16 protein-coding genes and 1 riboswitch are annotated in these 25,585 nt (G+C 71.5%); of the genes, 10 read left to right on the forward strand and 6 right to left on the reverse strand.

The genetic code is table 11. The features are described from left to right. Nucleotides 1-238: 238 nt before the first annotated feature. Nucleotides 239-330, forward strand: a riboswitch (ZMP/ZTP riboswitch). A gap of 21 nt (nt 331-351) precedes the next feature. Continuing rightward, nucleotides 352-1,863, forward strand: a complete 1,512-nt coding sequence (locus tag BLU27_RS01150; RefSeq protein WP_092649740.1) for a glycine hydroxymethyltransferase — start codon at nt 352-354, stop codon at nt 1,861-1,863. Between the two features lie 90 nt (nt 1,864-1,953). Next, a complete protein-coding gene (locus BLU27_RS01155) occupies nt 1,954-4,569 on the forward strand; it encodes a DEAD/DEAH box helicase (protein WP_092649742.1) in 2,616 nt (871 codons plus the stop codon). A gap of 31 nt (nt 4,570-4,600) precedes the next feature. Here BLU27_RS01155 and BLU27_RS01160 read toward each other — a convergent pair whose 3' ends face one another. Then, on the reverse strand, nt 4,601-5,380 hold the full coding sequence (locus BLU27_RS01160; RefSeq protein WP_092649744.1) for a 6-phosphogluconolactonase: 780 nt from the start codon (nt 5,378-5,380) through the stop codon (nt 4,601-4,603). 96 nt (nt 5,381-5,476) lie between these two features. Then, entirely contained in the window at nt 5,477-5,995 is a 519-nt protein-coding gene (locus tag BLU27_RS01165; RefSeq protein WP_092649745.1) for a DUF6790 family protein, read from the reverse strand. A gap of 352 nt (nt 5,996-6,347) precedes the next feature. On the opposite strand from BLU27_RS01165, the gene BLU27_RS01170 reads away from it, so the two are divergent. Continuing rightward, nucleotides 6,348-8,117, forward strand: a complete 1,770-nt coding sequence (locus BLU27_RS01170; RefSeq protein WP_092649747.1) for a PLL family lectin — start codon at nt 6,348-6,350, stop codon at nt 8,115-8,117. Nucleotides 8,118-8,150: 33 nt separating this feature from the next. Here the strand turns inward: BLU27_RS01170 and BLU27_RS01175 are convergent, their stop codons facing one another. Together BLU27_RS01175 and BLU27_RS01180 are read right to left on the reverse strand one after the other, a co-directional pair. After that, nucleotides 8,151-8,792 (reverse strand): O-methyltransferase, encoded by a 642-nt coding sequence (locus tag BLU27_RS01175; protein WP_092656980.1) that lies wholly within the window; start codon nt 8,790-8,792, stop codon nt 8,151-8,153. Between the two features lie 294 nt (nt 8,793-9,086). Then, a complete protein-coding gene (locus tag BLU27_RS01180) occupies nt 9,087-12,305 on the reverse strand; it encodes a bifunctional cytochrome P450/NADPH--P450 reductase (RefSeq protein WP_092656982.1) in 3,219 nt (1,072 codons plus the stop codon). Between the two features lie 100 nt (nt 12,306-12,405). Here BLU27_RS01180 and BLU27_RS01185 point away from each other — a divergent pair, with 100 nt between their 5' ends. Further along, on the forward strand, nt 12,406-13,035 hold the full coding sequence (locus BLU27_RS01185; RefSeq protein WP_172804841.1) for a TetR/AcrR family transcriptional regulator: 630 nt from the start codon (nt 12,406-12,408) through the stop codon (nt 13,033-13,035). A gap of 201 nt (nt 13,036-13,236) precedes the next feature. Here BLU27_RS01185 and BLU27_RS01190 read toward each other — a convergent pair whose 3' ends face one another. Then, complete coding sequence (locus BLU27_RS01190) at nt 13,237-14,730, reverse strand: NAD(P)/FAD-dependent oxidoreductase (RefSeq protein ID WP_157728137.1); 1,494 nt, start codon at nt 14,728-14,730, stop codon at nt 13,237-13,239. Nucleotides 14,731-14,941: 211 nt separating this feature from the next. On the opposite strand from BLU27_RS01190, the gene BLU27_RS28695 reads away from it, so the two are divergent. The 3 genes from BLU27_RS28695 (at nt 14,942) to BLU27_RS01205 (ending at nt 20,247) form a co-directional block, all read left to right on the forward strand. Further along, complete coding sequence (locus BLU27_RS28695) at nt 14,942-15,712, forward strand: YoaK family protein (RefSeq protein ID WP_157728138.1); 771 nt, start codon at nt 14,942-14,944, stop codon at nt 15,710-15,712. Between the two features lie 221 nt (nt 15,713-15,933). Beyond that, a complete protein-coding gene (locus tag BLU27_RS01200; RefSeq protein ID WP_092649755.1) occupies nt 15,934-17,406 on the forward strand; it encodes a glutamate synthase subunit beta in 1,473 nt (490 codons plus the stop codon). 210 nt (nt 17,407-17,616) lie between these two features. Continuing rightward, nucleotides 17,617-20,247: a Tex family protein gene (locus BLU27_RS01205; protein ID WP_277869269.1), complete on the forward strand. Its 2,631-nt coding sequence runs from the start codon at nt 17,617-17,619 to the stop codon at nt 20,245-20,247. 96 nt (nt 20,248-20,343) lie between these two features. Here BLU27_RS01205 and BLU27_RS01210 read toward each other — a convergent pair whose 3' ends face one another. Then, on the reverse strand, nt 20,344-21,015 hold the full coding sequence (locus BLU27_RS01210) for a ribonuclease FAU-1 family protein (RefSeq protein ID WP_157728139.1): 672 nt from the start codon (nt 21,013-21,015) through the stop codon (nt 20,344-20,346). 325 nt (nt 21,016-21,340) lie between these two features. On the opposite strand from BLU27_RS01210, the gene BLU27_RS01215 reads away from it, so the two are divergent. The 3 genes from BLU27_RS01215 (at nt 21,341) to BLU27_RS01225 (ending at nt 25,554) form a co-directional block, all read left to right on the forward strand. Next, nucleotides 21,341-23,152 carry a M15 family metallopeptidase gene (locus BLU27_RS01215; RefSeq protein WP_092649759.1) on the forward strand — a complete coding sequence of 604 codons (1,812 nt, stop codon included), beginning with the start codon at nt 21,341-21,343 and terminating at the stop codon, nt 23,150-23,152. A 3-nt stretch (nt 23,153-23,155) separates the two neighbouring features. Next, entirely contained in the window at nt 23,156-23,932 is a 777-nt protein-coding gene (locus BLU27_RS01220; RefSeq protein WP_092649761.1) for a hypothetical protein, read from the forward strand. A gap of 158 nt (nt 23,933-24,090) precedes the next feature. After that, a complete protein-coding gene (locus BLU27_RS01225) occupies nt 24,091-25,554 on the forward strand; it encodes a M15 family metallopeptidase (protein WP_172804842.1) in 1,464 nt (487 codons plus the stop codon). Nucleotides 25,555-25,585: the final 31 nt, after the last annotated feature.

Here is a 25,585-nt window from a genome sequence, read left to right on the forward strand (position 1 = left end):
GCGGGTGGATGAGGGCACAAACGCCGGAGAGGGCGCCGCCCAACCCGGGCCGAAGCGCATCCGGCCGTGGCGGACCGTCCCGGTCCGGGCGGGCACGGCCGTACATGGGGGCCTTGGAGGACATGGCCCGCCCGGGCGGATCGTCGCGACGTTGGTGGGCCAGCCAGCCTCGGCGCGGCCTGTACCCCTGTGTCCGGGTACGGGTGGCTGCACGCGGACGACCGGCCACGGTAGCCTCGGTGCAGGCCGTGACTGGCGCGTTGGGATGGGATCGACCATCGGGAAGCGGCCTCGTCGAAGGACGGAGTGCCGTGCGCCTGGGCCCCCTTCCGTACGCCACAGGAGGTCCCCATGAGCCCCGCGTCCGCCCCGGACAGCCCGAAGGACAGCCCCCAGAAGAGCCCGGCGAACAGCCCGGCGAACAGCCCGGCGAACAGCACCGAGTCGACCGCGTTCCGGAGCGCACTGGACGTGATCGCCCGGGTCGAGCCCCGGGTCGCCGCCGCGATCGGCGCCGAACTGCACGACCAGCGCGAGTCCCTGAAGCTGATCGCGAGTGAGAACTACGCCTCGCCGGCGGTCCTGCTGGCGATGGGCAACTGGCTCAGCGACAAGTACGCCGAGGGCACCATCGGGCGCCGCTTCTACGCCGGCTGCCAGAATGTCGACACCGTGGAGGCGCTGGCAGCCGAGCACGCCCGCGAGCTCTTCGGCGCCCCGCACGCCTACGCCCAGCCGCACTCGGGGATCGACGCCAACCTGGTGGCGTTCTGGGCGGTGCTGGCCAACCGGGTCGAGGCGCCCGCGCTGGAGAAGGCGCAGGTCCGCCAGGTCAACGACCTGTCCGAGCAGGACTGGTTCGAGCTGCGCCGCGAGCTCGGCAACCAGCGGATGCTCGGCATGTCCCTCGACGCGGGCGGCCACCTCACCCACGGGTTCCGGCCGAACATCTCCGGCAAGATGTTCGACCAGAGGAGCTACGGCACCGACCCGCGGACCGGCCTGATCGACTACGACGAGGTGCGCCGGGCGGCGCAGGAGTTCCGCCCGTTGATCCTGGTCGCCGGCTACTCGGCGTACCCCCGGCTGATCAACTTCGCGACGATGCGCGAGATCGCCGACGAGGTCGGTGCGACGTTCATGGTCGACATGGCCCACTTCGCCGGCCTGGTCGCGGGCAAGGTGCTCACCGGCGACTACGACCCGGTGCCGCACGCCCACATCACCACCACCACGACGCACAAGTCGCTGCGCGGCCCGCGCGGCGGGATGGTCCTGTGCCAGCCCGAGCTCGCCGACCAGGTCGACCGCGGCTGCCCGATGGTGCTCGGCGGCCCGCTGCCGCACGTGATGGCGGCGAAGGCGGTCGCGCTGGCCGAGGCCCGGCAGCCGGACTTCCGCGACTACGCCCAGCGGATCGTGGACAACGCGAAGGCGCTGGCCGAGGGGCTCACCAGGCGCGGGGCGAAGCTGGTCACCGGGGGCACCGACAACCACCTCGTCCTGCTGGACGTGTCGTCGTACGGCCTCACCGGCCGGCAGGCCGAGGCGGCGCTGCTGGAGTCGGGCATCGTCACCAACCGCAACGCCGTCCCGCAGGACCCCAACGGCGCGTGGTACACCTCCGGCATCCGGCTCGGCACCCCCGCGCTCACCACCCGCGGCCTCGGCACCGCCGAACTGGACGAGGTGGCCGGACTGATCGACACGGTGCTCGCCCAGACCAAGCCGGGCACCACCAAACAGGGTGCCCCGTCGAAGGCCTCGCACGTGCTCGACGAGGCGGTGGCCACCCGGGTCTCCCAGCAGGCCGCCGACCTGCTGTCGAACCACCCGCTGTACCCCACGGTCGACCTCGGCTGAGGCGCCGACCTCGGCCGGGGCCCGTGGCGGCCCACCCGCGCCCGGCGCGGGTGGGCCGCCACGCACGGCGTAGGGCACGATGGAAGCGCCATGTCGCTCACTGATCCGTTGTCCCCGCCGTCCACGTCCGCCCTTCCCACCCCCTCGCTGGCCGCCACGCAGCTGACGCGGCTGCACCCGCCGGCCGACCCTGCCGACACCGATCCGGACTCCCTCTACGAGGCCTTCGCCAGCTGGGCCGGCGAACGCGGGTTCACCCTCTATCCCCACCAGGAAGAGGCGCTGATCGAGATCGTCTCCGGCGCCAACGTGATCCTTGCCACCCCGACCGGGTCCGGCAAGAGCCTGGTCGCCGCCGGTGCCCACTTCGCCGCGATGGCACAGGGCAGACGGACCTACTACACCGCACCGATCAAGGCGCTGGTGTCGGAGAAGTTCTTCGCGCTGTGCGAGATGTTCGGCGCCGACAAGGTCGGCATGCAGACCGGGGACGCAAGCGTCAACGCCGACGCACCGATCATCTGCTGCACGGCGGAGATCCTCGCCAACATCGCGTTGCGCGACGGGCCGGACGCCGACGTCGGCCAGGTGGTGATGGACGAGTTCCACTTCTACGCCGAGCCCGACCGGGGCTGGGCCTGGCAGGTGCCGCTGATCGAGTTGCCGCACGCGCAGTTCGTGCTGATGTCGGCGACGCTGGGCGACGTCAGCAGGTTCGAGGAGGATCTGACCCGGCGGACCGGGCGGCCGACCACCCTGGTGCACGCGTCCGAGCGCCCGGTGCCGCTGGTGTTCTCCTACGTCACCACTCCCCTGCACGAGACGCTGGAGGACCTCCTCGGCACCCACCAGGCGCCGGTCTACGTCGTCCACTTCACCCAGGCGGCCGCGCTGGAACGCGCGCAGGCGCTGATGAGCGTCAACATGTGCACCCGGGCGGAGAAGGACGCGATCGCGGCGATGATCGGTCACTTCCGGTTCACCGCCGGCTTCGGCCGTACGCTGTCCCGGCTGGTCCGGCACGGCATCGGCGTCCACCACGCCGGCATGCTGCCCCGCTACCGCCGGCTGGTGGAGACGCTCGCCCAGGCCGGGCTGCTGAAGGTGATCTGCGGCACCGACACCCTCGGTGTGGGCATCAACGTGCCGATCCGCACGGTGCTGTTCACCGGCCTGTCGAAGTACGACGGGCAGAAGGTGCGGCTGCTCAAGGCGCGGGAGTTCCACCAGATCGCCGGGCGGGCCGGGCGCGCCGGCTACGACACGCTCGGCACCGTCGTCGTGCAGGCGCCCGAACACGTGGTGGAGAACGAGAAGGCGCTCGCCAAGGCCGGCGACGACCCGAAGAAGCGCCGCAAGGTCGTACGCAAGAAGCCGCCGGAGGGCACGATCGGCTGGGGCAGGCCGACGTTCGAGCGGCTGGTCGCAGCCGAACCCGAGCCGCTCACGTCCAGCTTCGCGGTCAGCCACGCGATGCTGCTGAACGTCATCGGCCGGCCCGGTGACGCGTTCGCGGCGATGCGCCACCTGCTCACCGACAACCACGAGGAGCCGGCCGCGCAACGCCGGCACATCCGCCGGGCGATCGCGATCTACCGCGCGCTGCTCGCCGGTGGCGTGGTGGAGCAGCTGGACGAACCCGACGAGACCGGACGGCGGGTCCGGCTGACCGTCGACCTGCAGTGGGACTTCGCCCTCAACCAGCCGCTGTCGCCGTTCGCGCTGGCCGCGATCGAGCTGCTGGACAAGGAGTCACCGACGTACGCACTGGACGTCGTGTCCGTGATCGAGTCCACGCTGGACGACCCGCGGCAGGTGCTGTCCGCCCAGCGCCAGAAGGCTCGGGGTGAGGCGGTCGCGGCGATGAAGGCGGAGGGCATCGAGTACGACGAGCGCATGGAGCTGCTGGAGGACGTCACCCACCCGCAGCCGCTGGCCGACCTGCTCGACGCGGCGTACGAGATGTACCGGCGCGGGCATCCCTGGGTCGCCGACCACGAGCTCTCGCCGAAGTCGGTCGTGCGCGACATGTACGAGCGGGCGATGACGTTCGTGGAGTACGTCGGGCTGTACGGCCTGACCCGCTCGGAGGGACTGGTGCTGCGCTACCTCGCCGACGCGTACAAGGCGCTGCGGCAGACCGTGCCCGAGGACGCCCGGACCGAGGAGCTGACCGACCTGATCGAGTGGCTGGGCGAGCTGGTCCGCCAGGTCGACTCCAGCCTGCTGGACGAGTGGGAACGTCTGCGCAACCCGTCCGAGGAGGAGCTGTCGGCCGGCGCTCCGGGCATCGGCGTCAAGGAGCCGTTGACGGTGACGTCGAACGCCCGGGCGTTCCGGGTGCTCGTCCGCAACGCGCTGTTCCGCCGGGTCGAGCTGGCGGCCCTGCGCCGCTCCGACGAGCTCGGCGAGCTCGACGCCGAGTCCGGGTGGGACGCCGGCGCGTGGGCCGCGGCCTTGGGGGAGTACTTCGCGGAGTACGACTCGATCGGAACCGGTCCGGACGCGCGCGGCCCGGCGTTCCTCGTCGTGGACACCACGACCGAGCCCGGCCGGTGGCTGGTCCGGCAGATCTTCGACGACCCGAACGGCGACCGCGACTGGGGCATCACCGCGGAGGTCGACCTGGCCGCCTCCGACGAGGCGGGCACGGCCGTGCTCACCGTGACCGCCGTCGGTCCCGCCACCGAACCGAACCGCGCCTGAACCGCGCCCGAACCGCGCCTGACCGCCCGGGTCAGCCGACCTGGTCGCGCAACGTCCCGGCCGACTCCTCGTCGAGGAAGAGCTGCGCGTGGCCGACGGTGCGCAGGATCGACGCCGGGCAGTCGGGCGTGACCGGGCCCTCCAGTGCACTGCGGACGGCGTCCGCCTTGCGTGCCTCCGGCGTCACCACCAGAACCGTCCGCGGACGGATCAGGGCGGGCACGGTCAGCGACAGCGCCCGCGTCGGCGTCTGCGCCAGCGACGGGAAGTGGCCCTCACCGACCTGCTGGCGCCGGCACGCCTCGTCCAGCTCCACCAGGTGGACCAGTTCGGTGGTGCCGAAGTCGGCGGGCGGGTCGTTGAACGCCAGGTGGCCGTTCTCGCCGATGCCCATCACGCACACGGCCGGGTCGAGGTCGGCGAGCAGCCCGGAATACCGGGCCAGCTCCTCCTCGACCGGCTCGTGGTCACCGCGGATGCCGTGGAACTCCCGCGGCGTGACGTACGGCAGCAACTGGTCGGCGAACCACCGTCGGAAACTCGCCGAATGGTCCGCGGACATACCGGCGTACTCGTCCATGTGCAACACGACCACCCGCGACCAGTCGATGTCGTCGCGTTCGCGCACGGCGCGCACGAAGCCGAACTGCGAGTTGCCGGTGGCCAGGATCACCGCCACCGCGTCCCCTGGTTCGACGGTGGCGAGTTCGGCGCGTACGGCCGCCGCGAAGCGTTCAGCAGCGGCGGCTCCGGCCGCCTCCGCAGTCGGAGCGACTGACACGGTGAGTTCGTCGTAGCGCAGCTGGCGCATGGTTTCCTTCCGGGCGTGGGGCTGCTCTCCGCGGGACCAAGGGCGCGTTCGGCACCTCCAAGATCCGCGAACCGGTCGCCCGCCGAGTCTGCCACGTCAGTCGGCGACCTTGGGGCCGGTCGTGGTCCGTCCGGCGGCCGGTTGGTGCCGTCGGTACTCGACGAGCAGCACCACCGCGACCAACGGCTGCAGCACGTCGACCGGAATGGCTCCCACGTTGGCCGTCGCGGTGTTGTCGTGCGCGATCAGCTGCATGACGTGCCCCACCGCGTCGCCCCAGTACACAACCGTGAGCGCGACGACGGCCGCGGTGAGCCAGCTGTCCCGCTTCCGGACGCAGCCCACGCCGAGCACACCGACCGCGATGTCGGCCCAGCCCACCCTCCACTGGAAGAAGCTCCGGGCGTACCCGACCGACGCCGCGACCTCGCCGGAGTTGGGACCGAGGTGGCTGAGTCCGCCGAAGATCGACCACACGCCGCCGCCCACCACGAACCACAGCAGCCACAGCTCGATCACCCGGGGGCGGGTGCGCCGCTGGGGCGAATGGTCCACCAGGGTGTGTACGAGGGCACCCACCACGATCGCGGCCATGGTGAACGTGAAGTACGCCATGCTCCGACCCTAGGAACTGCGCGCCCTGCGGCTGCCGACGTTCGCGCGTGCCGGGTGTCGGCCGGTCGGCGGTTGCCCGACTTCGCCATCAGGCCGGGCCTGACGTTCGGTTCACCAGGTTCGACAGGTTCGACAGGTTTGACAGGGTCGACGGGTTCGGCAGGTCGGCAAGATCGAGAGGTTCGGCCGTTCCGCCGTCTTTCTGCCGCGCGAGGCGTTACTGTCCGACTGTCCGGGATCGGACGGTTCACAGGGGTCGGTTTCGCCTCGTTCCGGTGTGGGCGCGGCGGTGTCGGAGAGTCGGTGCGAAGCCATGATGCGTGCGGTACGCGGATCTCTGCCAGGAGTGGGCGTGCGGGCCCGGGTCGCCGGTACGGCGGCCCTGCTGCTCGCGGGGGCGCTGAGCGTGGCCGCGGCAGGTACGCCCGCCGCGGCCGCGGGCTCGCCCCCGGCGTCGGCGGGTTCGTCCGTCACGGCGGCGGCGATTCCGCTTCCGTCGGCCGAACGCACCAGCCCGGCGGTCACGTCGAACGGTCCCGGCCGCACGGACCTGTTCAACACCTCGTCCGGTGGCGACCTACTGCAGCAGATCCGGTATCCGGGTGGCTCGTGGACGCGAACCCTCAATCTCGGCGGCGACCTCGCATCCCAGCCGGCGGCCGTCTCGTGGGCGCCCGGACGCATGGACGTCTTCGCCCGCGGCACGGACAACGCCCTGTGGCACCGCGCGTACACCTCCGGCGGCTGGCAGAGCTGGGAACGCCTGGGCGGCATCCTCACCTCGGCGCCTGCCGTCGCGTCCCAGGGTCCCGGCCTGCTGGACGTGTTCGTCCGCAACGTCGACAACGGCCTGTCCCACAAGGCGTTCGCGGCCGGCAGGTGGTCGGCGTGGGAACGCCTGGGCGGCGTCATGTCGTCCAGCCCGGCGGCCACCTCGTGGGGCCCGGGTCGAGTGGACGTGTTCGTCCGCAACGTCGACAACACCCTGTCGCAGAAGTGGTTCGGCGGCGGGCGGTGGCACTCCTGGGTGCGGGTCGGCGGTACCACCACCCTGCTGAACTCCCAGCCCGCGGCGGCCTCCCCGGGCACGGACCTGCTGGACGTCGCGGCGCGCGGCAGCGGCAACAGCATGCGGCTGCTGCGGTGGACGGGATCGGCATGGACGTCGTGGACGGCGTTGGGCGGCACGTTCTCCTCCGGTCCGACCGCGACCGACGGGGACGCGGCGGTGCGGGTCCTCGGATGGTCGCCGAACGGCTTCCAGTACGAGTCGGTACGGCCGAGGCCGACCGGCACCTGGAGCGCGTGGACCTCCGTGGACGCCTACGCCGCGTTCCGCAGGCTCGGCACCTGGGTGGACACCCTGGACTACGCCACCCTCGATCCGGCGTCGTCGGTGGCCGACATGCGCGCGCGTGACGTACGGACGCTCTACCTCGGCACCGCGCGGTTCAACAGCGCACGGGACTTCTTCGACGAGACCGAGATGGGCCAGTGGCTGGACGCCGCACACGCGGCCGGCATCCGGGTCGTCGGGTGGTACGTCCCCGGCTACGGCGACCTCGAACGCGACGTACGCCGCACCGTGGCGATCGGCTCCTACGTCAGCCCGGCCGGGCAGCGGTTCGACGCGGTGGGCGTCGACATCGAACGGTTCGGCTCCGACGGCGAGGTCACCCACGCCCAGTTCAACCAGCGGCTGGTCACCCACCTGCAGCAGGTGCGTACCCGTACGCCCGCGGTGATCGGGGCGATCGTGCCCTCGCCCTTCGGCACCGATCCCGGGAACCGCTGGGAGGGTTTCCCCTGGGCATCGATCGGGCCGAACAGCGAGGCCGTCGTACCCATGGCGCTGTGGTCGTTCAGGTCGAACTTCTCCGCGTCGCAGGTCTACACCTGGGTGAAGGACCAGACGACGAGGACGAGAGCGCTCACCGGCCGCCGGGTACACGTCGAGGGCGGAGTCATCGGCGAGGGCAGTACGCCGGTGACGCCGGCCCGCGTGCAGGCGTTCGTCGACGCGGTGCGCGACGGCGGCGCGGTAGGCGGGAGCCAGTACGACTACGCCACCATGACCGGCCACGAGGACCTCTGGCCGATCCTCGACCAGGTGAACGGCTAGTTCTGTCCTCGAGCCGGTGAGGCGGACTGTTGGTTATGTCCCCAGCCGGGTGGCGAGCAACAAGCCCTTGCCGACGGGCACCACCGTCGACTCCAGTTCGGCGGAGCGTTCCACCAGCGCACGGAACTCCGCCACCTCCTCGGGGTGGGAGAGCACGTTGTCGACGGCGAGCAGGCCTCCGGGGCGCAGCACCCGCACCGGATGCGGCCACCAGTGCGGGTACTCCGGGCGCTCGGAGTCGAGGAACAACACGTCGAGGCCCGCGTCGGGTAGCTCGGCCAGGACGGCGCCACCGTCGGCGGTCCTGAGTTCGACGGTCGCGGCCAGCCCGGCGGCCTCCAGGTTGGTGCGCGCCTGCGCCTGCACGGAGGCGTCGACGTCCACGCTCAGCAACCGGCCGTTTCGCCGGGCCAGCGCGGAGGCGAACCAGATCGCGGAGTATCCGTTCGACGTGCCGATCTCCGCCATCGAGGTGGCGCCCATCGACTGGAGCACCACGGACAGCAGGGTGGCTGCCTCGGGCTCGAGATTGCGGCGGCGGAGCAGTCGGTCCTCCTGCGCGGCGTCGTGGGCGAGCCCGTCCCGGTAGAGGGCGTCGAGCAGTTGCCTGGTGTCTGTGCCGGCGTCGGTGCCGGCGTTGGTGCCGGCGTGTGTATCCGCGTTGGTGTCCGACATCGCGCCATCCTCGATCTCGTCGTTCGGGGCTTTCCGACTGTCGGTGGCCAGGTCGTCCGCCCGCTTCGACAGTCCTCCGGTCAACAGTCACGTCCGGCAGGTCTCCCGTGACAGTTCGGGAGTGGCCGGGGCAGGACAGCTGTCATCGGCGGCAGCTCCGCAGCGCCGCGTCCTCCGCCCATAAGGACAGGGATCCGAACGCCGGAAGACCCGACAGTGAGCGGCCGAGGGCGCCGCATGACGCAACCGTTCACAGTTGCCACCTCGACGCCTCTCGGCGTGACTCACGTCTACTCAGGCGAAGACGTCCTGCTGGTAGCGGCCTGCCCGCTCGAGGTCGGCCAGCCACTCCTCGGCGCCCGCAGCGGCTTCGCCCGTGTTCCGGCAGAAGATCTCCAGCAGCGCCGCACGCACCGCCGGCGCCATCCGCGCTCCGTCGCCGCACACGTAGAAGTGACCGCCCTCCGCTAGCGCCGCCCACACCGCGTCGCCCTGTGCCAGCAGGGCATCCTGCACGAAGCGGTACGGATGATCGGGCACCGCCGAGTACGCCGAGTGGACGGTCACCACACCGGCCCGCTCCCACTCCGCGAACTCCGAGCCGTACAACCAGTCGTGCTCGGGGTGCCGGCAGCCGTAGAACAGCAACGCCGGGCCGACCAGTTCACCCGCCGCCGCCAAGGCGGCCCGCTCCTCGACGAAGCCGCGCAGCGGCGCGATGCCGGTCCCCGGGCCGACCAGCACCATCGGCGTGGCCGGATCGGCCGGGGGCTCGAACGCCGGAGCCGGGGTACGCACGTAGCCGTAGATCACGTCGCCGGGCTCCAGCCGCGCGAGGTACTGGGAGCACAGCCCGCGGTACTCGCCCGTTCCCGCCCAGGCCGGACCCTCCACCAGACCGACCGTCAACCTGGGCCGGCGCGGGTCGACCGCCGGCGAGGAGGAGATGGAGTAGAACCGCGGCCGGATCGGGCCTGCCAGCTCCAGAAACGCCGCGAGCGGCAACTCGACCGCGGGAAAGCGTTCCAGCATGCCGAGCACCGACACCCGCTTGGCGAGGATCTCGTCGGCGTACCGCTGCTGCGCCTCCGGCTCCTCACCGCACAGCGCCTCGATCTCGCGGGTCGTCCAGGGGCAACCGGTGTACCGGAGCAGGGTGCGCAGCTGCGCCCTGGTAGCCACCTCCTGCAGTTCGACGAACTCCGTGAGCAGCAGTTCGGCCGACACCGGTACGTCCACCGGCAGGTGCGTGCGCCGGCCATCCTCCTGGGACAGCCGGACCACCTGGTCGTGGCGTAGGCGCAGCTGACGCATCGCCCAGGCCACCAGCTCGGGATCGTTCTTCGCGAACACCGCCAGGTGGTTTCCGGTCCGGTACGTCATTCCCTCGGGGAGCTCGAGCACCACCGACCGGGCCGCCGGACGCGGCGCCTCCAGGGCGAAGTCCCACAGGCCGGTCGCGTCGCCGACCAGGTCCTCGCTGCTCACGACCGTGAGTGGGACGGCCTGCTCGGACACCACCGCCGGCCGGATGTCGGCCTCGGTGAGCACCTCCAGCCGGTAGCGTGGTCCGTCCGCGGCGCTGGCGTCCGCGCCGTACTCCTGTGCCAGCGCAGTCCACAGCTCACCCAGCCAGGCCTCCGCCATCCCGTCGAAGTCACCGGCCGCGTCGGCCTCACCGCGTGGCACCACCGCGGTCGCACCGGCGGCGAGCAGTCCGGCCTCCACCCGCCTGGGGAACGCCTGGTAGGTCGCCCACTGGGTGTTGCCGGCACCCAGGACGGCGAACCTCAACCCGGCAAGGGAATCCGGCGCCAGCACGCCGTCCTCCAGCAGCCGGTCGAAGCGCTGCGCGTTGTCGGGCGCCTTGCCGTTGTAGCTCGCGGTCACCACCACGAGCAGGCCGTCGGTGGGTATGTCGGCAGCGAGTTCGTCCAGCGTCGTCAGCGTGGTCTCGAACCCGGACTGGCGGGCCCGCTCGGCCACCAGGTGCGCGAGGTCCTCGGTGCTGCCGAGGTTGGAGCCGTACGCCACCCGCAGCGAGACGCCCACCGCCCGCACGTCCAGCGCGGACGCGGCAGCCGCAGCACCGGACTCGCGGGAGTCGCCGGCAGTCGCACCCGGCAACGCCCGCTCGTGCGGTCGGCGCTCCCGTACCCGTACGGTGAAGCCCTCCGGCTTGATTGTCAAGGTCTGCTTGACATGCATGTGATACGAGTGCGGGTCGGACAGCGCGAACTTCTGCAGCAGCAGCGCGAGGGCCAGCCGGGCCTCGGTGAGCGCGAACTGCCGGCCGATGCAGGCCCGCTCGCCGTTCCCGAACGGCTTGTACGCGTGCGGGTGGTGTTCGGCCTTACGTTCGGGCAGCCACCGGTCGATGTCGAACTCGTCCGGTCGCTCCCACGCACCCGGGTGCGTGTGCAGCGGCGCGAGCAGGACGCTGATCTTCTGCCCCTTGGCGACCGGATAGCGCCCGCCGAGCACGGTGTCCTCGTACGCCGTGAGCCCGATACTCGGGATCGGCGACCACAGGCGCAGCGTCTCGTCGAGAACGCGTGGGATGACGTCCAGCCTCATCACCGTCTCGTACGTGGGAACGCTGTCACCCGGCAGCAGCCGGTCGACCTCGGCGTAGGCCTGGGCAAGCACGTGCGGGTTGCGCAGCAGCAGATACAGCGCGAACGACAACAGCCCGCTGGTGGTCTCGTGACCGGCGATGAGGAATGTCAACACCTGGTTGCGGATGTTCTCGTCGCTCAGGCGCTCGCCGGTGGTGGGGTCGGAGGCGTCCAGCATCAGGCCGAGCAGGTCGCTGCCGCCGGTCCGTCCCTCCGCGCGGCGTGCGCGGATGACCTCGTCGACGAGGCTCTGCATGGTCTGGATGTCGTTGCGGTACGCACGCTCCTGCCCCCGGCGCATGCTGGTGACGAACGGCAGTTGCCGCATTCGCATCATCGCCTCGACCAGCGCGTTGCCCATCGCCTGCAGGAACGGGTGGAGTTCCTCTGCTTCGAAGGAGTTGAAGCGGTGGCCGAAGCCGGTGAGGGAGATCGTGTCCAGGGTGAGCCGGGTCATGTCCTCGGCCACCTCGAGGTCGGTGCCCTGCCGGTCGTGCCACTTGCCGAGGAGTTGCTGGGCGACCTCCAGCATCTGCGGGAAGTACGCCTTCATCGAACGCTGACTGAACGCCGGCATCAGGATCCGGTGCGCCTGACCCCAGGCCGGCTCGTCCGACCGGGCGGTGAACAAGCCGTCACCGCCGAAGTCGCGAACGTGGCTGAGCGGCGGGTCGATCGGCTTGTAGAAGCGTGACTCGTCAGACACCTCGGTCACGAGGTCGGGGTCGTAGACGAAGATCACCTGCCGGCCGGCGAACTCCAGCCGGAAGATCCCCTCGGGGTACTCCCGCGCCAGGTCGGCGAAGTGGGCACTCGGTCCGTCGGCAGGCACCTGGAGGGTGTTGCCGAGCACCGGGACGCCGCGCGGGCCGGGTATGGGGAGCAGGTCGGCCATGATCGTCACTTCCTCGTCGGGTCCGGGCCACCCGAGGTGGGGGCAGCCATACACCGTATGACTGGCTACCATACACCGTATGGCTGATACTGTACGAGCCATGGTCACCAGGTCAGGCCGGACGCGGCAGGCGCGACCGGCGCGGAAGGAGCGGAAGGAGCCGCCGCATCTCACGCCCGAGCTCATCCACGCCACGGCGCTCGCGATGGTCGATGCAGACGGCATCGACGGCCTGAGCATGCGCAAGCTCGCCGCGGCCCTGGACGTCAACCCGATGTCGCTGTACCACCACGTGCCCAACAAGGCGGCGCTGCTGCAGGGCATCTCCCGGCTGGCCGTGGCCGACCTGAGGATCGCCTCCGCCGACGACGACACACCGTGGCCGGAGCAGCTGCGCCAGATCGGGCACAGCTTCCGCACGCTCGCCCACCAGCACAGCAAGCTGATCGTCTACCTGCTGGCGCACCCCGGGTTCATCCAGCGCGAGGGGCCACTGTGGGGAGCGCTGTGCCACACGTTGCGGCGCGCCGGTCTCCCCGACGCCGAGGTGGGCCGGATCGGCAACGTGCTGTTGACGTTCGTCTCCGGGTTCGTCCTCGCCGAGATCAACGGCTCACTGGGCGACCTGCTCGACGCAGCGGACGCGGCGGAGATCGACCGCGACTTCGAGGCCGGCCTGGACATCCTCATCGCCGGGCTGGGGTCCGTCCAGCGGATCAGGGCCGAGTAGAGAGCGAGTCATCCGCGCCCGTCCGGCAGGGCGGAGAAGAAATCGCGTAGCGGTGTCCTACGCGCGACGACGACGCGGCCGGGCGGGATGCGGGGGCACGCGAACCGGCCATGATCCGCTGGACCGCCCCTGACCGTGCGCAGCGCCTCACCCGCGACCTGACTCGAGCCGGTGGGCAAGGCGTCTTTGTCTTCGTACGCCCTATCCCGCCGCCAGCGCCGCGGCGAGTTCGTCGTCAGACGGGTCCGGCAGCGGCGGCCGGCCGACGCTGCCCAGGATCTCCCGAACCCGGCGTACGACCGCCGGATCGGCCAGGACCTCCTCGGCCGGGGTGAGCATGCCGAGCAGCCGGACGTGGGCGCGGAAGAGTTCGGGATCGAAGCCGGCCGCCTGACGCAACGAGGTGAGATCGACCCGCCCGTCGGCCCCTTCGACCGCCCCAGCCGCCCACTCCGACTCGGCCGACTCGGCCGACTCGGCCGGCCCAGCCGGCCCAGCCGGCCCAGCCGGCCCAGCCGGCCCAGCTGGTGTACCTCGAAGCTCTCGCCGCAACGCGGCCAGCCGGGCGGCGTCGATCGCCGCCTGGTCGGCGAACCACGGCTCGATCCGGGTCGAGGTCAGCTCGTCCATCACCTTGGTGAGCTCCTCGACCGGGTACTCCCCCACCGCGCCCGCCAGGTGGATCACCTCCTGCAGGGCGAACGCGATCCCGCGGGCGAAGGTCGGGTTGGTGGTGCACAACGAGTCACCGACGGCGAGGATCCCTGACGCGACGGGCGTGCCGTCCACCACCAACCGGCGCAGCGTGTTGTGCAGGTCGCCCATCGGGTAGACGTCGGTCTCCGGGTCCATCACGTCCAGCCAGGCGGCGGCCTGCGGCACGGTGCGCGCGACGGCCGTGAACGCCGCGGGGTCCCGCACCGCCTTGAACGCGCGGTCCTCAGCCGGTGGCACCAGGCACAGCCCCACCGTGTCGTGGTCACAGCCGAACATCGCCAGCATGAACCTCCGCATCGGGAGGTTCACCACCGTCGCCGGCGGGCCGGGCAACGTGGCCGCGGGCCGCAGCCGGTAGTAACGGGTGTAGTAGGAGACGCCGCACTCGGCGGCGGTGACCTCGGTGGGCCGCGCGCCGATCCCCCGCAGCCAGTGGTCGATCCGGGTACGCCGGCCGGACGCGTCCAGAACCAGGTCGGCCCCGACGGGCCCGACGTCGGTGGTCACCCCGGTCACCCGTGGCGGGTCCCCGGCGGTCGCCGTCAGGCCGGTGACCCGTACGCCCGAACGCACGGTGACATCGGGCTCCGCGGCGACCGTCCGCCGAATCACCCAGTCGATGGTCGAACGCCGGAACAACAACATGGCGAGCTCGTCGTCGCCCGGCCGCGGCGACCGGTCGGCCAGGGTGGGCGGCATTTGCTGGACGAGGGAGTGCTCCACGACGCCGGCGTCCAGCCAGCCCGCGTACACGTCCGGAAGATGTTCGCGCACGGGCAACCGGCCAAGTGGCCGGAGAACGTGCAACTGGACGATCTGGGGTGCGCCCGCGCGGAACGCCGTCGCCGCGGCGGCTTCCGGGTCGCCCGCCGGCGCCACGTCGTCGCGGTCGAGCACGATCACCTCGTGCCCGCGCCTGCCGAGAAGCGTCGCCGCGAGCAGCCCCGACAGGCTGCCACCGACCACCGCGATCCGCATGGCGGACCTCCCGCTCGAACACCGCCCGGGCGTGCGGCCCCGTACCGCCGACCATGGCGGGCGGTGTGTCCATGGGGAACGTACATACCGGGCGACGACCCCGCAACGACCAACGGGAAACGATGCCGACTCGGCGGGCCGAACTCCTCCGGCGCGCCGCCGAACCTCCCCGGCGCGCCTGGATCCGCCCTGTGAAATCGTCGGTGGGGCTATGACCGAACCGCCCGATCTGCCCCGCCCGCCCGGTACGCCACCGGCCTCGCCGACACCCGCATCTCCGCCTGCGCACCGGCCGCCGCCTCCGCCGACGACGGCGCTCACCCTGCTGGCGCTGGGCTCCGGCGCGACCGACGCGCTCAGCTTCGCCGCCCTGGGTGGCGCGTTCACCAGCGTGATGACCGGCAACCTCGTGCTCACCGGACTCGCCGCCGGGAAGGCCCAGCCGGTACCGGATCTCCTGCCGTCGGCGTTCGCCATCGCGGCGTTCGTCGCCGGCGTGTTCTTCGTGTCCCGCCTGCTGCGCACCGCGCGTTCCAACCCACAGGATCCGTGGCCGCCGCGGATCACCGTGGCGCTGTCGATCACTGCGGTCGCCCAGGTCGCCGTACTCACCGGCTGGCTGGTCACCGCCGGGGACCCGGCGCCGGTGGCGCGGGCCGGGCTCATCGTGCTCGCCGGACTGGCCATGGGGTCGCAGAGCGCGGCGGTCAACGCGCTGTGCCTGCCCGCGGCGGCGTCGACGTACCTCACCGGCACACTCGCCATGCTCACCAGCGAGCTCGCGACCCACGGGACCCGCGAGACCGTCCTCCGCCGGCTGGCCCTGCTGCTGGCGGTGGTGGTCGGCGCGGCCGGGGAGGCTCTGCTGCTGGACCACGCGCACCGGCTCGCTCCGGTGCTTCAGGTGAGCGCCGCCGTCGTGGTGGTCGTCCTCGGCCTGGTGCGCGACCTCCGTCACCGCAGGTCGGTGCGTACCGGCTGAATCCCTTGTGGATCACGCGAAACGCCCGAACCCGGACGGGTCGCGATCGGTAGCCAGGACCGTCGCCGAAAGGACCGGCCGACCGGCGGCCCGCGCTAGCATCGACATGGCCGTACGCCTGTCAGCTCGCTCCGTCGGCAACTGTCAACGCCGGCTTTGCGCGCCGGTCGGCCATCGGTCCGACCCAGCCCGTCCAGACCAGCCCAGACCTCGCCCGGACCATGCCTGCCGAACCCTGGGGATTCCTGCACCACGCGCGCGTGGAGTTCCGCAAGCGGCCGATCGCCGAACGCCTGCGGGACTGGCGGGCCGTGCTCCAGCCGCCGTTGACCGAGACCGCCCGCACCCAGGCGGCTCGGTGCATGGACTGCGGAGTGCCGTTCTGCCACGCCGGCTGTCCGCTCGGCAACCTCATCCCGGAGTGGAACGAGTACGTCGCCCGCGGAGAGTGGCACCGCGCCCTGGACTCCCTGCACGCGACCAACAACTTCCCGGAGTTCACCGGCTGGCTGTGCCCCGCGCCGTGCGAACCCGCCTGCGTCCTCGCCATCAACGCCGCACCGGTCAGCATCAAACAGGTCGAGCTGGCGATCATCGAACACGCCTGGGCGCGGGACTGGGTAGCCCCGTGCCCGGCGCCGGTCCGCACCGGCCGGCGGATCGCGGTGGTGGGTTCGGGACCGGCGGGACTGGCCGCCGCGCAGCAACTCGCCCGCGCCGGGCACGACGTCCACGTGTTCGAACGCGACGACCGGATCGGTGGGCTGCTGCGGTACGGCATCCCGGACTTCAAGTTGGAGAAGCGGGTCGTCGACCGGCGGCTCGGCCAGCTCGCCGCGGAGGGTGTGCGCTTCCGCCCGGGAGTCGACGCGGGGAAGGACGTGTCGGGTGAGTGGCTTCGCGCGCGCTACGACGCCGTCGTCCTCGCGGTCGGCGCGCTGCGACCACGCGAGCTGGACCTGCCCGGACGCGGGCTCGCCGGGATTCATCAGGCGATGGACTACCTCCCGCAGGCCAACCGGGTCGAGGCCGGGGACCTGCGCACGCCCGCGATCGACGCGAACGGGTCCCACGTCGTCATCATCGGCGGTGGGGACACCGCGGCCGACTGCCTGGGTACGGCCAACCGGCAGGGCGCGGTCGAGGTCCGTCAGCTCGACCACAACCCCCGGCCTCCGGAGCTCCGCGACGAGGAGAGCAATCCCTGGCCGCAGTGGCCGCGGGTGCACCGGGTCTCCCCCGCGCACGAGGAGGGCGTGGTCGAGGACTGGTCCCGCGAGGTGGTCGCCTTCGAGGGCGACGAGCTGGGCCACGTACGCCAGGTGCGGACGGCTGTGGTCGAGCGGCGGTTCGACGCGCGCGGCCACCGGTGGTTCCACGTCGTACGCGACAGCGAGGAGGACCTGCCCGCGGATCTCGTACTGCTGGCGGCGGGCTTCGTCGGTCCCGACTCTGCGCCGTTGCTGGACCAGCTCGACGTCGAGCTCGACCCGCGCACCGGCACCGTCCTGGTCGACGACGGCTGGGAGACGACCACCCCGGGTGTCTTCTGCTGCGGCGACGCGCAGCGAGGCGCCAGCCTGGTGGTGTGGGCGATCGCCGAGGGACGGGCCTGCGCGGCGCGGGTGGACCACGACCTCACCGGCCGCGGCGTACTGCCCGATCCGGTGGCACCATCCAGTCGACCTCTCTGAGCTGCCGCCGTTGCGGGCCCGCCCTGGGTCCGGCGACTTCGCGGGCCCGCCCCGTGTCCCGCCGACTTCGCAGAGCGGGGCTGTGGACGGCCGGCCGCGGCTGGGGGTGGCACCTGGCACGATGCTCAGGACAAGTCCCAGGCCGGCACCGATGACCAGCGTCCCGATGCCGGCCGTACGACCGTCGTGCATGCGAAGTGGAGCCAGACCGTGACCGAAGCCATCGAGGCAGCCCCCACACCGGCCCAGTCGTCGGCCCAGGCGGCCGCCGCCCTCCACCAGCGGATCGCCGAGGAGCTCGGCGTCCGCGAGGGGCAGGTCAGGGCCGCGGTGGAGCTGCTCGACGGCGGAGCCACCGTGCCGTTCATCGCGAGATACCGCAAGGAGGTCACCGGCACGCTCGACGACGCGCAGCTGCGCACACTGGAGGAGCGCCTGCGTTACCTCCGTGAGCTGGAGGAACGCCGCGCCGCGGTCCTCGACTCGATCCGCGAGCAGGGCAAGCTGGACGCGGGGCTGGAGGCCCGGATCCTGGCCGCCGACTCCAAGGCCCGGCTGGAGGACATCTATCTCCCCTACCGGCCCAAGCGGCGGACCAAGGCGCAGATCGCCCGCGAGGCCGGGCTCGAGCCACTCGCCGACGCCCTGCTCGCCGACCCGTCGCTGGATCCGCGGGAGACGGCTGCCGGTTACGTCGCCCCGGACCGTGGCGTCGCCGACGCTGGCGCCGCACTGGACGGCGCCCGGTCGATCCTGGTCGAGCGGTTCGCCGAGGACGCCGACCTGATCGGCGAGCTCCGCGAGCTGGTGTGGTCCCGCGGGCGGCTGGTGACGAAGGTGCGCGCCGGCCGGGAGGAGGCCGGGGCGAAGTTCGCCGACTACTTCGACTTCGCCGAGCGCTTCACCTCGCTGCCGTCCCACCGCGTGCTGGCCGCCTTCCGCGGCGAGAAGGAGGAGGTCCTCGACCTCACCCTGGAGCCGGAGGAGCCGACTTTGTCAGCCGGCGACGGGCCGGCCGACGTCGCGGCGGGCCGCACCGACTTCGAGGCCCGGATCGCCGACAGGTACGCCATCACCCACCAGGGTCGCCCCGCCGACGGCTGGCTGGCCGACACAGTGCGGTGGGCGTGGCGTACGCGAATCCTCGTCCACATCGGCATCGACCTTCGGATGCGGCTGCGCCAGGCCGCCGAGGACGAGGCGGTGCGGGTGTTCGCAGCCAACCTCCGTGACCTGCTGCTCGCCGCGCCGGCAGGCGCCCGGCCGACCATGGGTCTCGACCCGGGCTTCCGTACCGGCGTGAAGGTCGCGGTCGTCGACGGCACCGGCAAGGTGGTGGCGACCGACACCATCTATCCGCACGTGCCCGCCCGGCGGTGGGACGACTCCCTGGCCACCCTCGCCCGGCTGGCGCGGGAGCACCACGTCGAGCTGATCGCGATCGGCAACGGCACCGCTTCGCGGGAGACCGACAAACTGGCCGAGGATCTCATCCGCCGGCAACCGGAGCTCAAGCTCACCAAGGCGGTGGTGTCCGAGGCCGGCGCGTCCGTCTACTCCGCCTCCGCGTACGCCTCGGCCGAGCTTCCCGGAATGGACGTCTCACTGCGCGGCGCGGTGTCCATCGCCCGCCGGCTGCAGGACCCGCTCGCGGAGCTGGTGAAGATCGACCCGAAGTCGATAGGGGTCGGGCAGTACCAACACGATGTGTCGGAGACCAAGCTGTCCCGCTCCCTCGACGCGGTGGTCGAGGACTGCGTCAACGCCGTGGGCGTCGACGTCAACACCGCATCCGCGCCGCTGCTGACCCGGGTGTCCGGAATCACCGAGACCCTCGCGGCCAACCTCGTGGCCCACCGCGACGCCAAGGGGCCGTTCCGCTCCCGGCGGGCACTGAAGGACGTTCCCCGCCTCGGGCCGAAGGCGTTCGAGCAGTGCGCGGGCTTCCTGCGCATTCCGCAGGGCGACGATCCGATCGACTCCTCCAGCGTGCACCCGGAGGCCTACCCCGTCGTACGCCGGATCCTGGCCTCGGTCGGTGGCGACCTGAAGAGCCTGATCGGCAACACCTCGACCCTGCGTGGGCTGAAGCCGTCGGACTTCGTGGACGAGACGTTCGGACTGCCGACCGTCACCGACATCCTTGCCGAGCTGGAGAAACCGGGCCGCGACCCGCGGCCGGGGTTCCGCACCGCGACGTTCGCCGAGGGGGTGGAGGAACTCACCGACCTCGCGCCCGGGATGGTGCTCGAAGGTGTGGTGACCAACGTCGCGGCGTTCGGTGCGTTCGTCGACGTGGGCGTCCACCAGGACGGGCTGGTGCACGTGTCGGCGATGTCGAAGAACTACGTGAAGGATCCGCGCGAGGTCGTCAAGCCCGGCGACATCGTGAAGGTGAAGGTTCTCGAGGTCGACGTCGCCCGTAAGCGGGTGTCGCTGACCCTGCGGCTCGACGACGAGGTCGGCGGCGCGCCTTCCGGTGGCCGGGGTGGTTCGCGGTCCGGCTCGTCGAAGTCGGATGGGCCGAAATCCGGCTCATCGAGGTCGGATGGGCCGAAGCCTGGTGGTGACGCACGTTCGGGCCGCGGCCGGCGGCCCGGCCCCGCTGACGGCCGCGGCGGGTCCGGCCAACGCGGCGGGTCCGGCCAACGCGGCGGGTCCGGCCAACGCGGCGGGTCCGATCAGCGCGGTGACTCCGGCCAGCGTGGCCGGGGCCAGCGCAACGACCGCGGCTCTGGCCGGCGCGACGACTCCGGTCAGCGTGCCGGCACCGACACCGCGCTGGCGGACGCACTGCGCCGCGCCGGCCTGGTCGGTGACGACCAGCGCGGCAAGCGGTAAGTACGCCCGGTCACTGCCACCCTCCGCAGGTGGGAATCGCGTTCCTCCGCGGAAGAATCGTCCGTTCAGTGCAGCGGGGGCTCCAGCCGGGCGCCCTCACCCATGTCGCCGGGCAGACCACGCCACCCCGGTCGCCCGGTAAGCGGCCGGAAGAGTTGGGCGCTCCCACGTCGGATCCGGCTGCCACTCCAGCCACCTCGCCTCGAACGGACCGGTGCGGGCCTTCGCCTGCGCGAGCACGGCGTGCGCGTGGTCTTCCAGGGTGCCGAGCAGTTGGCCGTCGAGTACACCCCGGCGGACCGCGTCGTCGAAGTCCTCACGGTCCTTCCAGGCCCACGAACCGTCCGGCCGTACCTGAACGTCGAGCACGAGGTCCATCGTCTGAATGCCGTCAGGCTTCCGCGTCAGCGGTAGTTCCAGGTTGACGTACCACCCGAGGAAGTCTCCCGTCTCGGTCCACCCGAGAATGACCCGCGCCCAGGTGCCGGGCGAGAAGAAGTGCAGCGTGCACAGGCCGATCGGCCGCTCGACGACCTCGTAGACAAGGGTCTGCATCGCGAGCAGCTTGCGTTCCGAACGTGGGAGGCACTCGCGCCCGGGGACGCCGACGCTGCTCGCGTAGGCGCCGGTCGTACCGGCGGGCACGTGGGTGACGCACCAGAGGCCGTCCTCGACGACCACGTGCGGCACAGCGCTCCACAGATGACCGTGCCAGCGTTCCTCCACGATCAGCGGCGTTCCGGGCCGCCAGGTGTCCTGGAGAGTCATCGCACCAGTCCTCCGATTCTTCCGCGGAAGAATCCGCGCCTCGTTCTTCCGCGGAAGAATCCGCGCCATGCCAGGACTCCGGAGATCGCGCCGGTGTTCCTGGACGACCGGCGGCCTTTCCGGGGTTCCGGCTGTCGTGGCCGAGCACTACACTTCGATCTCCCCAAGCCGCTGCGAGTTCTTCCGCGGAAGAACTCGCTCGCTCGCAACGGTCTTCGCGGCCCGGGAGTTCTACTTTGCACGACCGGGCCAGTGTGCGCACTTGCCCTCCTGGGGTCCGCCGGTGTCGCGGCGTGGCCCGACGAGCTTTGCTGAAGGGGAGCACATGAACGCCGTTCGCGTCCGAGCGCGGCTGCGCGCCAAGGCGGTTGCCGCACTCACCGGTGCGGTCCTGGTCGGGGCCGGCGCACTCGCGCCGTCGGCCGGGGCGACACCCGTCGCGCCGACACCGACGCCGACCGCCACCCCGACGGCGTCGCCGACACCAACGGCGCCGACGCCCACCGGGACCACAACCCCGACGCCCGAGCCCGGGACGCCCACCCCGAAGCCAACCCCGACTGCCGACAAGCCGCCCGCGCCGACGGACCCGGCCACCGCGGCCGACGCCGCCACCGCGATCGAGGCGCGCTACCAGGAACTCGGCGGCAGCACCGGCATCCTGGGAGTGGCGACCTCGGCGGTCACCGCGATCACCGGCGGTTACGTCCGCAGGTTCGAGAACGGCAGCATCTACTACTCGGCGTCGACCGGCGCCTGGGACGTGCGCACCGGCCCGATGCAGAACTACTACGACTTCCTTGGCGCGCAGGAGAGCAAGCTCGGCTTCCCGACCGGCGCCCAGTACACCGGCGCGTTGGCCGGAGTTCTGATCCAGCGCTTCACCGGCGGCCGCATCTACTACTCGGTGGCCACCGGGGCGCGCGGCGTGTACGGCCCCCTGCTGGCCCGCTACCTCGCCCTCGGCGGCGAGGCGGGAAAGCTCGGCCTGCCCACCAACGGCGAGGGTTCGGCACAGCCCACCGGCGCACGGCTCAGCGCGTTCGAACACGGCCGCATCTACTGGTCGTCGACGACCGGCGCCTGGGACCTGACCGGCGTGATGCTCGACTACTACGTCAAGCTCGGTGGCTCGGCTAGCCCGCTCGGCCTGCCCACCAGTGCGGCGTACTCGGCCGCGGGTGGCGTCACCGTGCAGAACTTCGTCAAGGGCCGGGTCTACCACAGCAGCACGACCGGCGCGCAGGGCGTCTACGGCGCGACCCTGGACCGCTACCTCCAGCTCGGCGGATCGGGCGGCGTGCTCGGCCCGCCCACCGTGGCCGAGAGGGCGGGCAAGAAGGCCGGCTCCCGGGTCACGGTGTTCAAGAATGGTCGAATCTGGTACTCCAGCAAGACCGGTGCCCGTGAGGTTCGCGGCGTGACCCTGGCGCGGTACCTCTCCATCGGGGCCGAGGCGTCGCGGATCGGCCTGCCGAACACCTACCACAAGCAGACGTCGTACGGCGACTGGCAGGGCTTCGAGTACGCCGTGATGAAGTACTACTCCTCGACGAAGAAGGCCTACGTCCGGATGGCGTTCACCGTGACGTCGAAGACGCCGACGGCAGCCGACATCCCCTACACCTACCGCAGTGGCTGCCCGGTCGGGCCGTCGTCGCTGCGGATGCTGAAGGTGGTTTTCCGGAACTTCTACAACGACGACCAGTACGGCACGATCGTGGTGCGTTCCACCGTCGTCGACGACATCACCGCGATGTACCGCGCGGCGTACGACCACGGCTGGCCGTTCCGCCGGGTCAACCCGGTCGACGTGTACCAGGGCGACGACATCAAGGCGATGGCCGCCGACAACACCTCGGCGTTCAACTGCCGCAAGGTCACCGGCAACCCGTACAAGCTTTCCCAGCATTCTTATGGAAATGCCATCGACATCAACACCTACGAGAATCCCTACGTCACCGCCAGCAACGTCTACCCTGAGGGTTCGGACACCTATCTCAACCGCGGCAACAAGCGCAAGGGAATGATCCTGCGGGGCGACCCGGTCGAGTCCACGCTGCGAGGCAGGGGCTGGCCGTGGGGCGCGCGCTGGAGCTACCCCGACTACCAGCATTTCTCCGAGAACGGCGGCTGAGCAGTGCAGCGAACTCGTCAACTCCTCGCCGGCCTGGCGATCGGCGGGCTGGCCCTGGCAACCGGCGCGTGCGGGTCCCCTGTGACGGACACCAGCAACGCCGCCGACAGCACCAGGACAGCCCGGCCCACCGCGGGCACGGACCAGACAGGCGCCAAGGCCGGCGACCCGCCCATGCCGAAGCCGCCCGCCACCACGGCCGGGCCGCTCACCAGGAAGAACCTCCCCGCAGCCGACCGGCTCGGCGCGGGGTTCAAGCCCTACACCGAGCCGGACCAGCCCGAGGAGGGGTTCGTCTCCAACGGCCAACCGGTCCGTCAGCGTGACCCGGTGGAGGTCGCCGCGTCGATCGTCCCGCTCGGGTGTCCCGGCGTCGAGCGGCTGTCGCCGCTGCCGGTCCCGGCGAACGCGCTGGAGCAGACCTACCGGGCCCCCGGGCGCCAGGCCGCGGTGGCGCTGGTCCTCGACTATCGCTCCGAGGAGGCGGCGGCACGACTGGTCGACGGCCTGGCCGACATGCTGGCCCGGTGTAAGCAGCCGTCGGCCAAGGCCAAACTGCCCACCGCACGGACGGTCGCGCTGGTGAAGCGCCCGGACGCCGGCACGTTGCTCGACTCCCGGCACGACGTCGGCCCCGGTGCCACGCCGGGCTGGTGGGACGAGACCGTCGTACGGGACGGCCGGCGGGTCGGGCTGGCCATCGTCCAGCGCGGGACCCGTGAGGCGAAACTCGACCACGGCGCGCTCGCGGACTACCTGAGGACGCTCATCACCCGCTGACCCACCACACCTCGACGCGGCGTCACGACCGGGAGCTTTCCCGAGCGAGGCGCCGCGTTTGGGTTTCCTCCTTTTGCCGTCCGACGTGCGCAAGCCGTGTCAACCTCCGGATGACACCTGACACCCAGGTGCCGCGTCGCGCGTCGGGGGGACAGGCGATGAACCAGAGGACAACGGGTGCCGGCTGCCCGTCGCGACCGGGCAGGAGACGCCCGAGGCCGGCCCGTGGGACGGCTCCGACCCTGCTGCTGGCGGCCGGGGTGCTGAGTCTGCTCCTGCCACAGGGTTCGGCGCTCGCAGGGAAAGCGCCGAACCCGGAGTACGCGGGGAACGCGGCGCTCACGGCGACCGCTGCTCCCGCGGGGATCACGGCGACCGCTGCTCCCGCGGCGCTCACGGCGACCGCCCCGGCGGTGGACCCGGTGGCGGCGATCGAGGCCCGATACCAGCAACTCGGCGGACCCGCGGGTGTGCTCGGCCCGCCCGCGTCGCCGGTGGTGGCGGTCCCGCATGGGTACCGCCGGGTCTACGCCCACGGCCACATCTACTACTCCCCGGCCACCGGGGCCTGGGAGGTGCTCGAACCCTTCCTCGCCTACTACCTCGGGCTCGGCGCCTCGGCCAGCGCCCTCGGCCTCCCGACCAGCGCGGCGTACACCTCCGGACGCGGCGCCAGGGTGCAGAACTTCGACGACAGCAGGGTCTACTGGACGCCCGCAACCGGCGCGCACAGCGTCTACGGGCCGACGCTGGCGCGGTACCTCGCCCTCGGCGGCTCTGCGGGGTCGATGGGGATTCCGACGATCTCCGAGCACGCCGGCAAGCGACCAGGGGTACGGGTGACGGGCTTCTCCAGCGGCCGGATCTGGTACTCCCCGAGCACCGGCGCACGCGAGATCCGCGGCGCGATCCTGGCGAAGTACCTCCGGATGGGCGCCGAGGCGTCGTGGATCGGCGTACCCACCGGCTACATGTGGCGCACGGTCTACGGCTACCGGCAGGACTTCCAGCACGCGTCCCTGCAGGACATCCACGAACGCAGAGGGGTCTACGTCCGGCTTCCCTTCTCGACTTCGGTACGCACGCCGCGGGCCAGCGACCTTCCCTACACCTACCGCAGCGGCTGCCCGGTGCCGCCGTCCGGGCTGCGGATGATCAGTGTGCCGTTCCGCCGTTTCGACGGCGACGACCACTGGGGCCTGATCGTCGTCCGGGCAGACGTGGTTCCCCAGATCACCCTGGTGTTCAAGCACGCCCACGCCAACTGGTGGGTGATCCGGCAGGTTCGCCGGGTGGACAAGTTCCGCGGCAGCGACGAAGCGTCGATGGCCGCCGACAACACCTCGGCGTTCAACTGCCGCAAGGTCACCGGCAACCCGTACAGGCTTTCCCAGCACTCTTACGGGAACGCGATCGACATCAACACGTTCGAGAACCCCTATGTCACGCCGAGCCGGGTCTACCCGCCCGGCTCGGCCACCTACCTCGACCGCGGCAACGTGCGCCCGGGGATGATCGTGCGCGGCGACCCGGTGGAGAGCACCATGCGCAGGCTGGGCTGGCCGTGGGGTGCGCGCTGGGCCTACCCCGACTACCAGCACTTCTCCTCCAACGGCCGCTGACGGCCGCCGTCGGCGCTGCCGTGGGCCTCAG

It is taken from the genome of Actinopolymorpha singaporensis (genome assembly GCF_900104745.1).
In the GTDB taxonomy this organism is placed as follows: domain Bacteria; phylum Actinomycetota; class Actinomycetes; order Propionibacteriales; family Actinopolymorphaceae; genus Actinopolymorpha; species Actinopolymorpha singaporensis.

Coding starts and splice junctions, on each gene's coding strand:
- BLU27_RS01165 (WP_092649745.1), bottom strand. CDS start 5,995: ATGGCGTACTTCACGTTCACCATGGCCGCGATCGTGGTGGGTGCCCTC.
- BLU27_RS28695 (WP_157728138.1), top strand. CDS start 14,942: ATGACCGAACCGCCCGATCTGCCCCGCCCGCCCGGTACGCCACCGGCC.
- BLU27_RS01200 (WP_092649755.1), top strand. CDS start 15,934: ATGCCTGCCGAACCCTGGGGATTCCTGCACCACGCGCGCGTGGAGTTC.
- BLU27_RS01160 (WP_092649744.1), bottom strand. CDS start 5,380: ATGCGCCAGCTGCGCTACGACGAACTCACCGTGTCAGTCGCTCCGACT.
- BLU27_RS01180 (WP_092656982.1), bottom strand. CDS start 12,305: ATGGCCGACCTGCTCCCCATACCCGGCCCGCGCGGCGTCCCGGTGCTC.
- BLU27_RS01210 (WP_157728139.1), bottom strand. CDS start 21,015: ATGACTCTCCAGGACACCTGGCGGCCCGGAACGCCGCTGATCGTGGAG.
- BLU27_RS01190 (WP_157728137.1), bottom strand. CDS start 14,730: ATGCGGATCGCGGTGGTCGGTGGCAGCCTGTCGGGGCTGCTCGCGGCG.
- BLU27_RS01155 (WP_092649742.1), top strand. CDS start 1,954: ATGTCGCTCACTGATCCGTTGTCCCCGCCGTCCACGTCCGCCCTTCCC.
- BLU27_RS01150 (WP_092649740.1), top strand. CDS start 352: ATGAGCCCCGCGTCCGCCCCGGACAGCCCGAAGGACAGCCCCCAGAAG.
- BLU27_RS01215 (WP_092649759.1), top strand. CDS start 21,341: ATGAACGCCGTTCGCGTCCGAGCGCGGCTGCGCGCCAAGGCGGTTGCC.
- BLU27_RS01175 (WP_092656980.1), bottom strand. CDS start 8,792: ATGTCGGACACCAACGCGGATACACACGCCGGCACCAACGCCGGCACC.
- BLU27_RS01185 (WP_172804841.1), top strand. CDS start 12,406: ATGGTCACCAGGTCAGGCCGGACGCGGCAGGCGCGACCGGCGCGGAAG.
- BLU27_RS01225 (WP_172804842.1), top strand. CDS start 24,091: ATGAACCAGAGGACAACGGGTGCCGGCTGCCCGTCGCGACCGGGCAGG.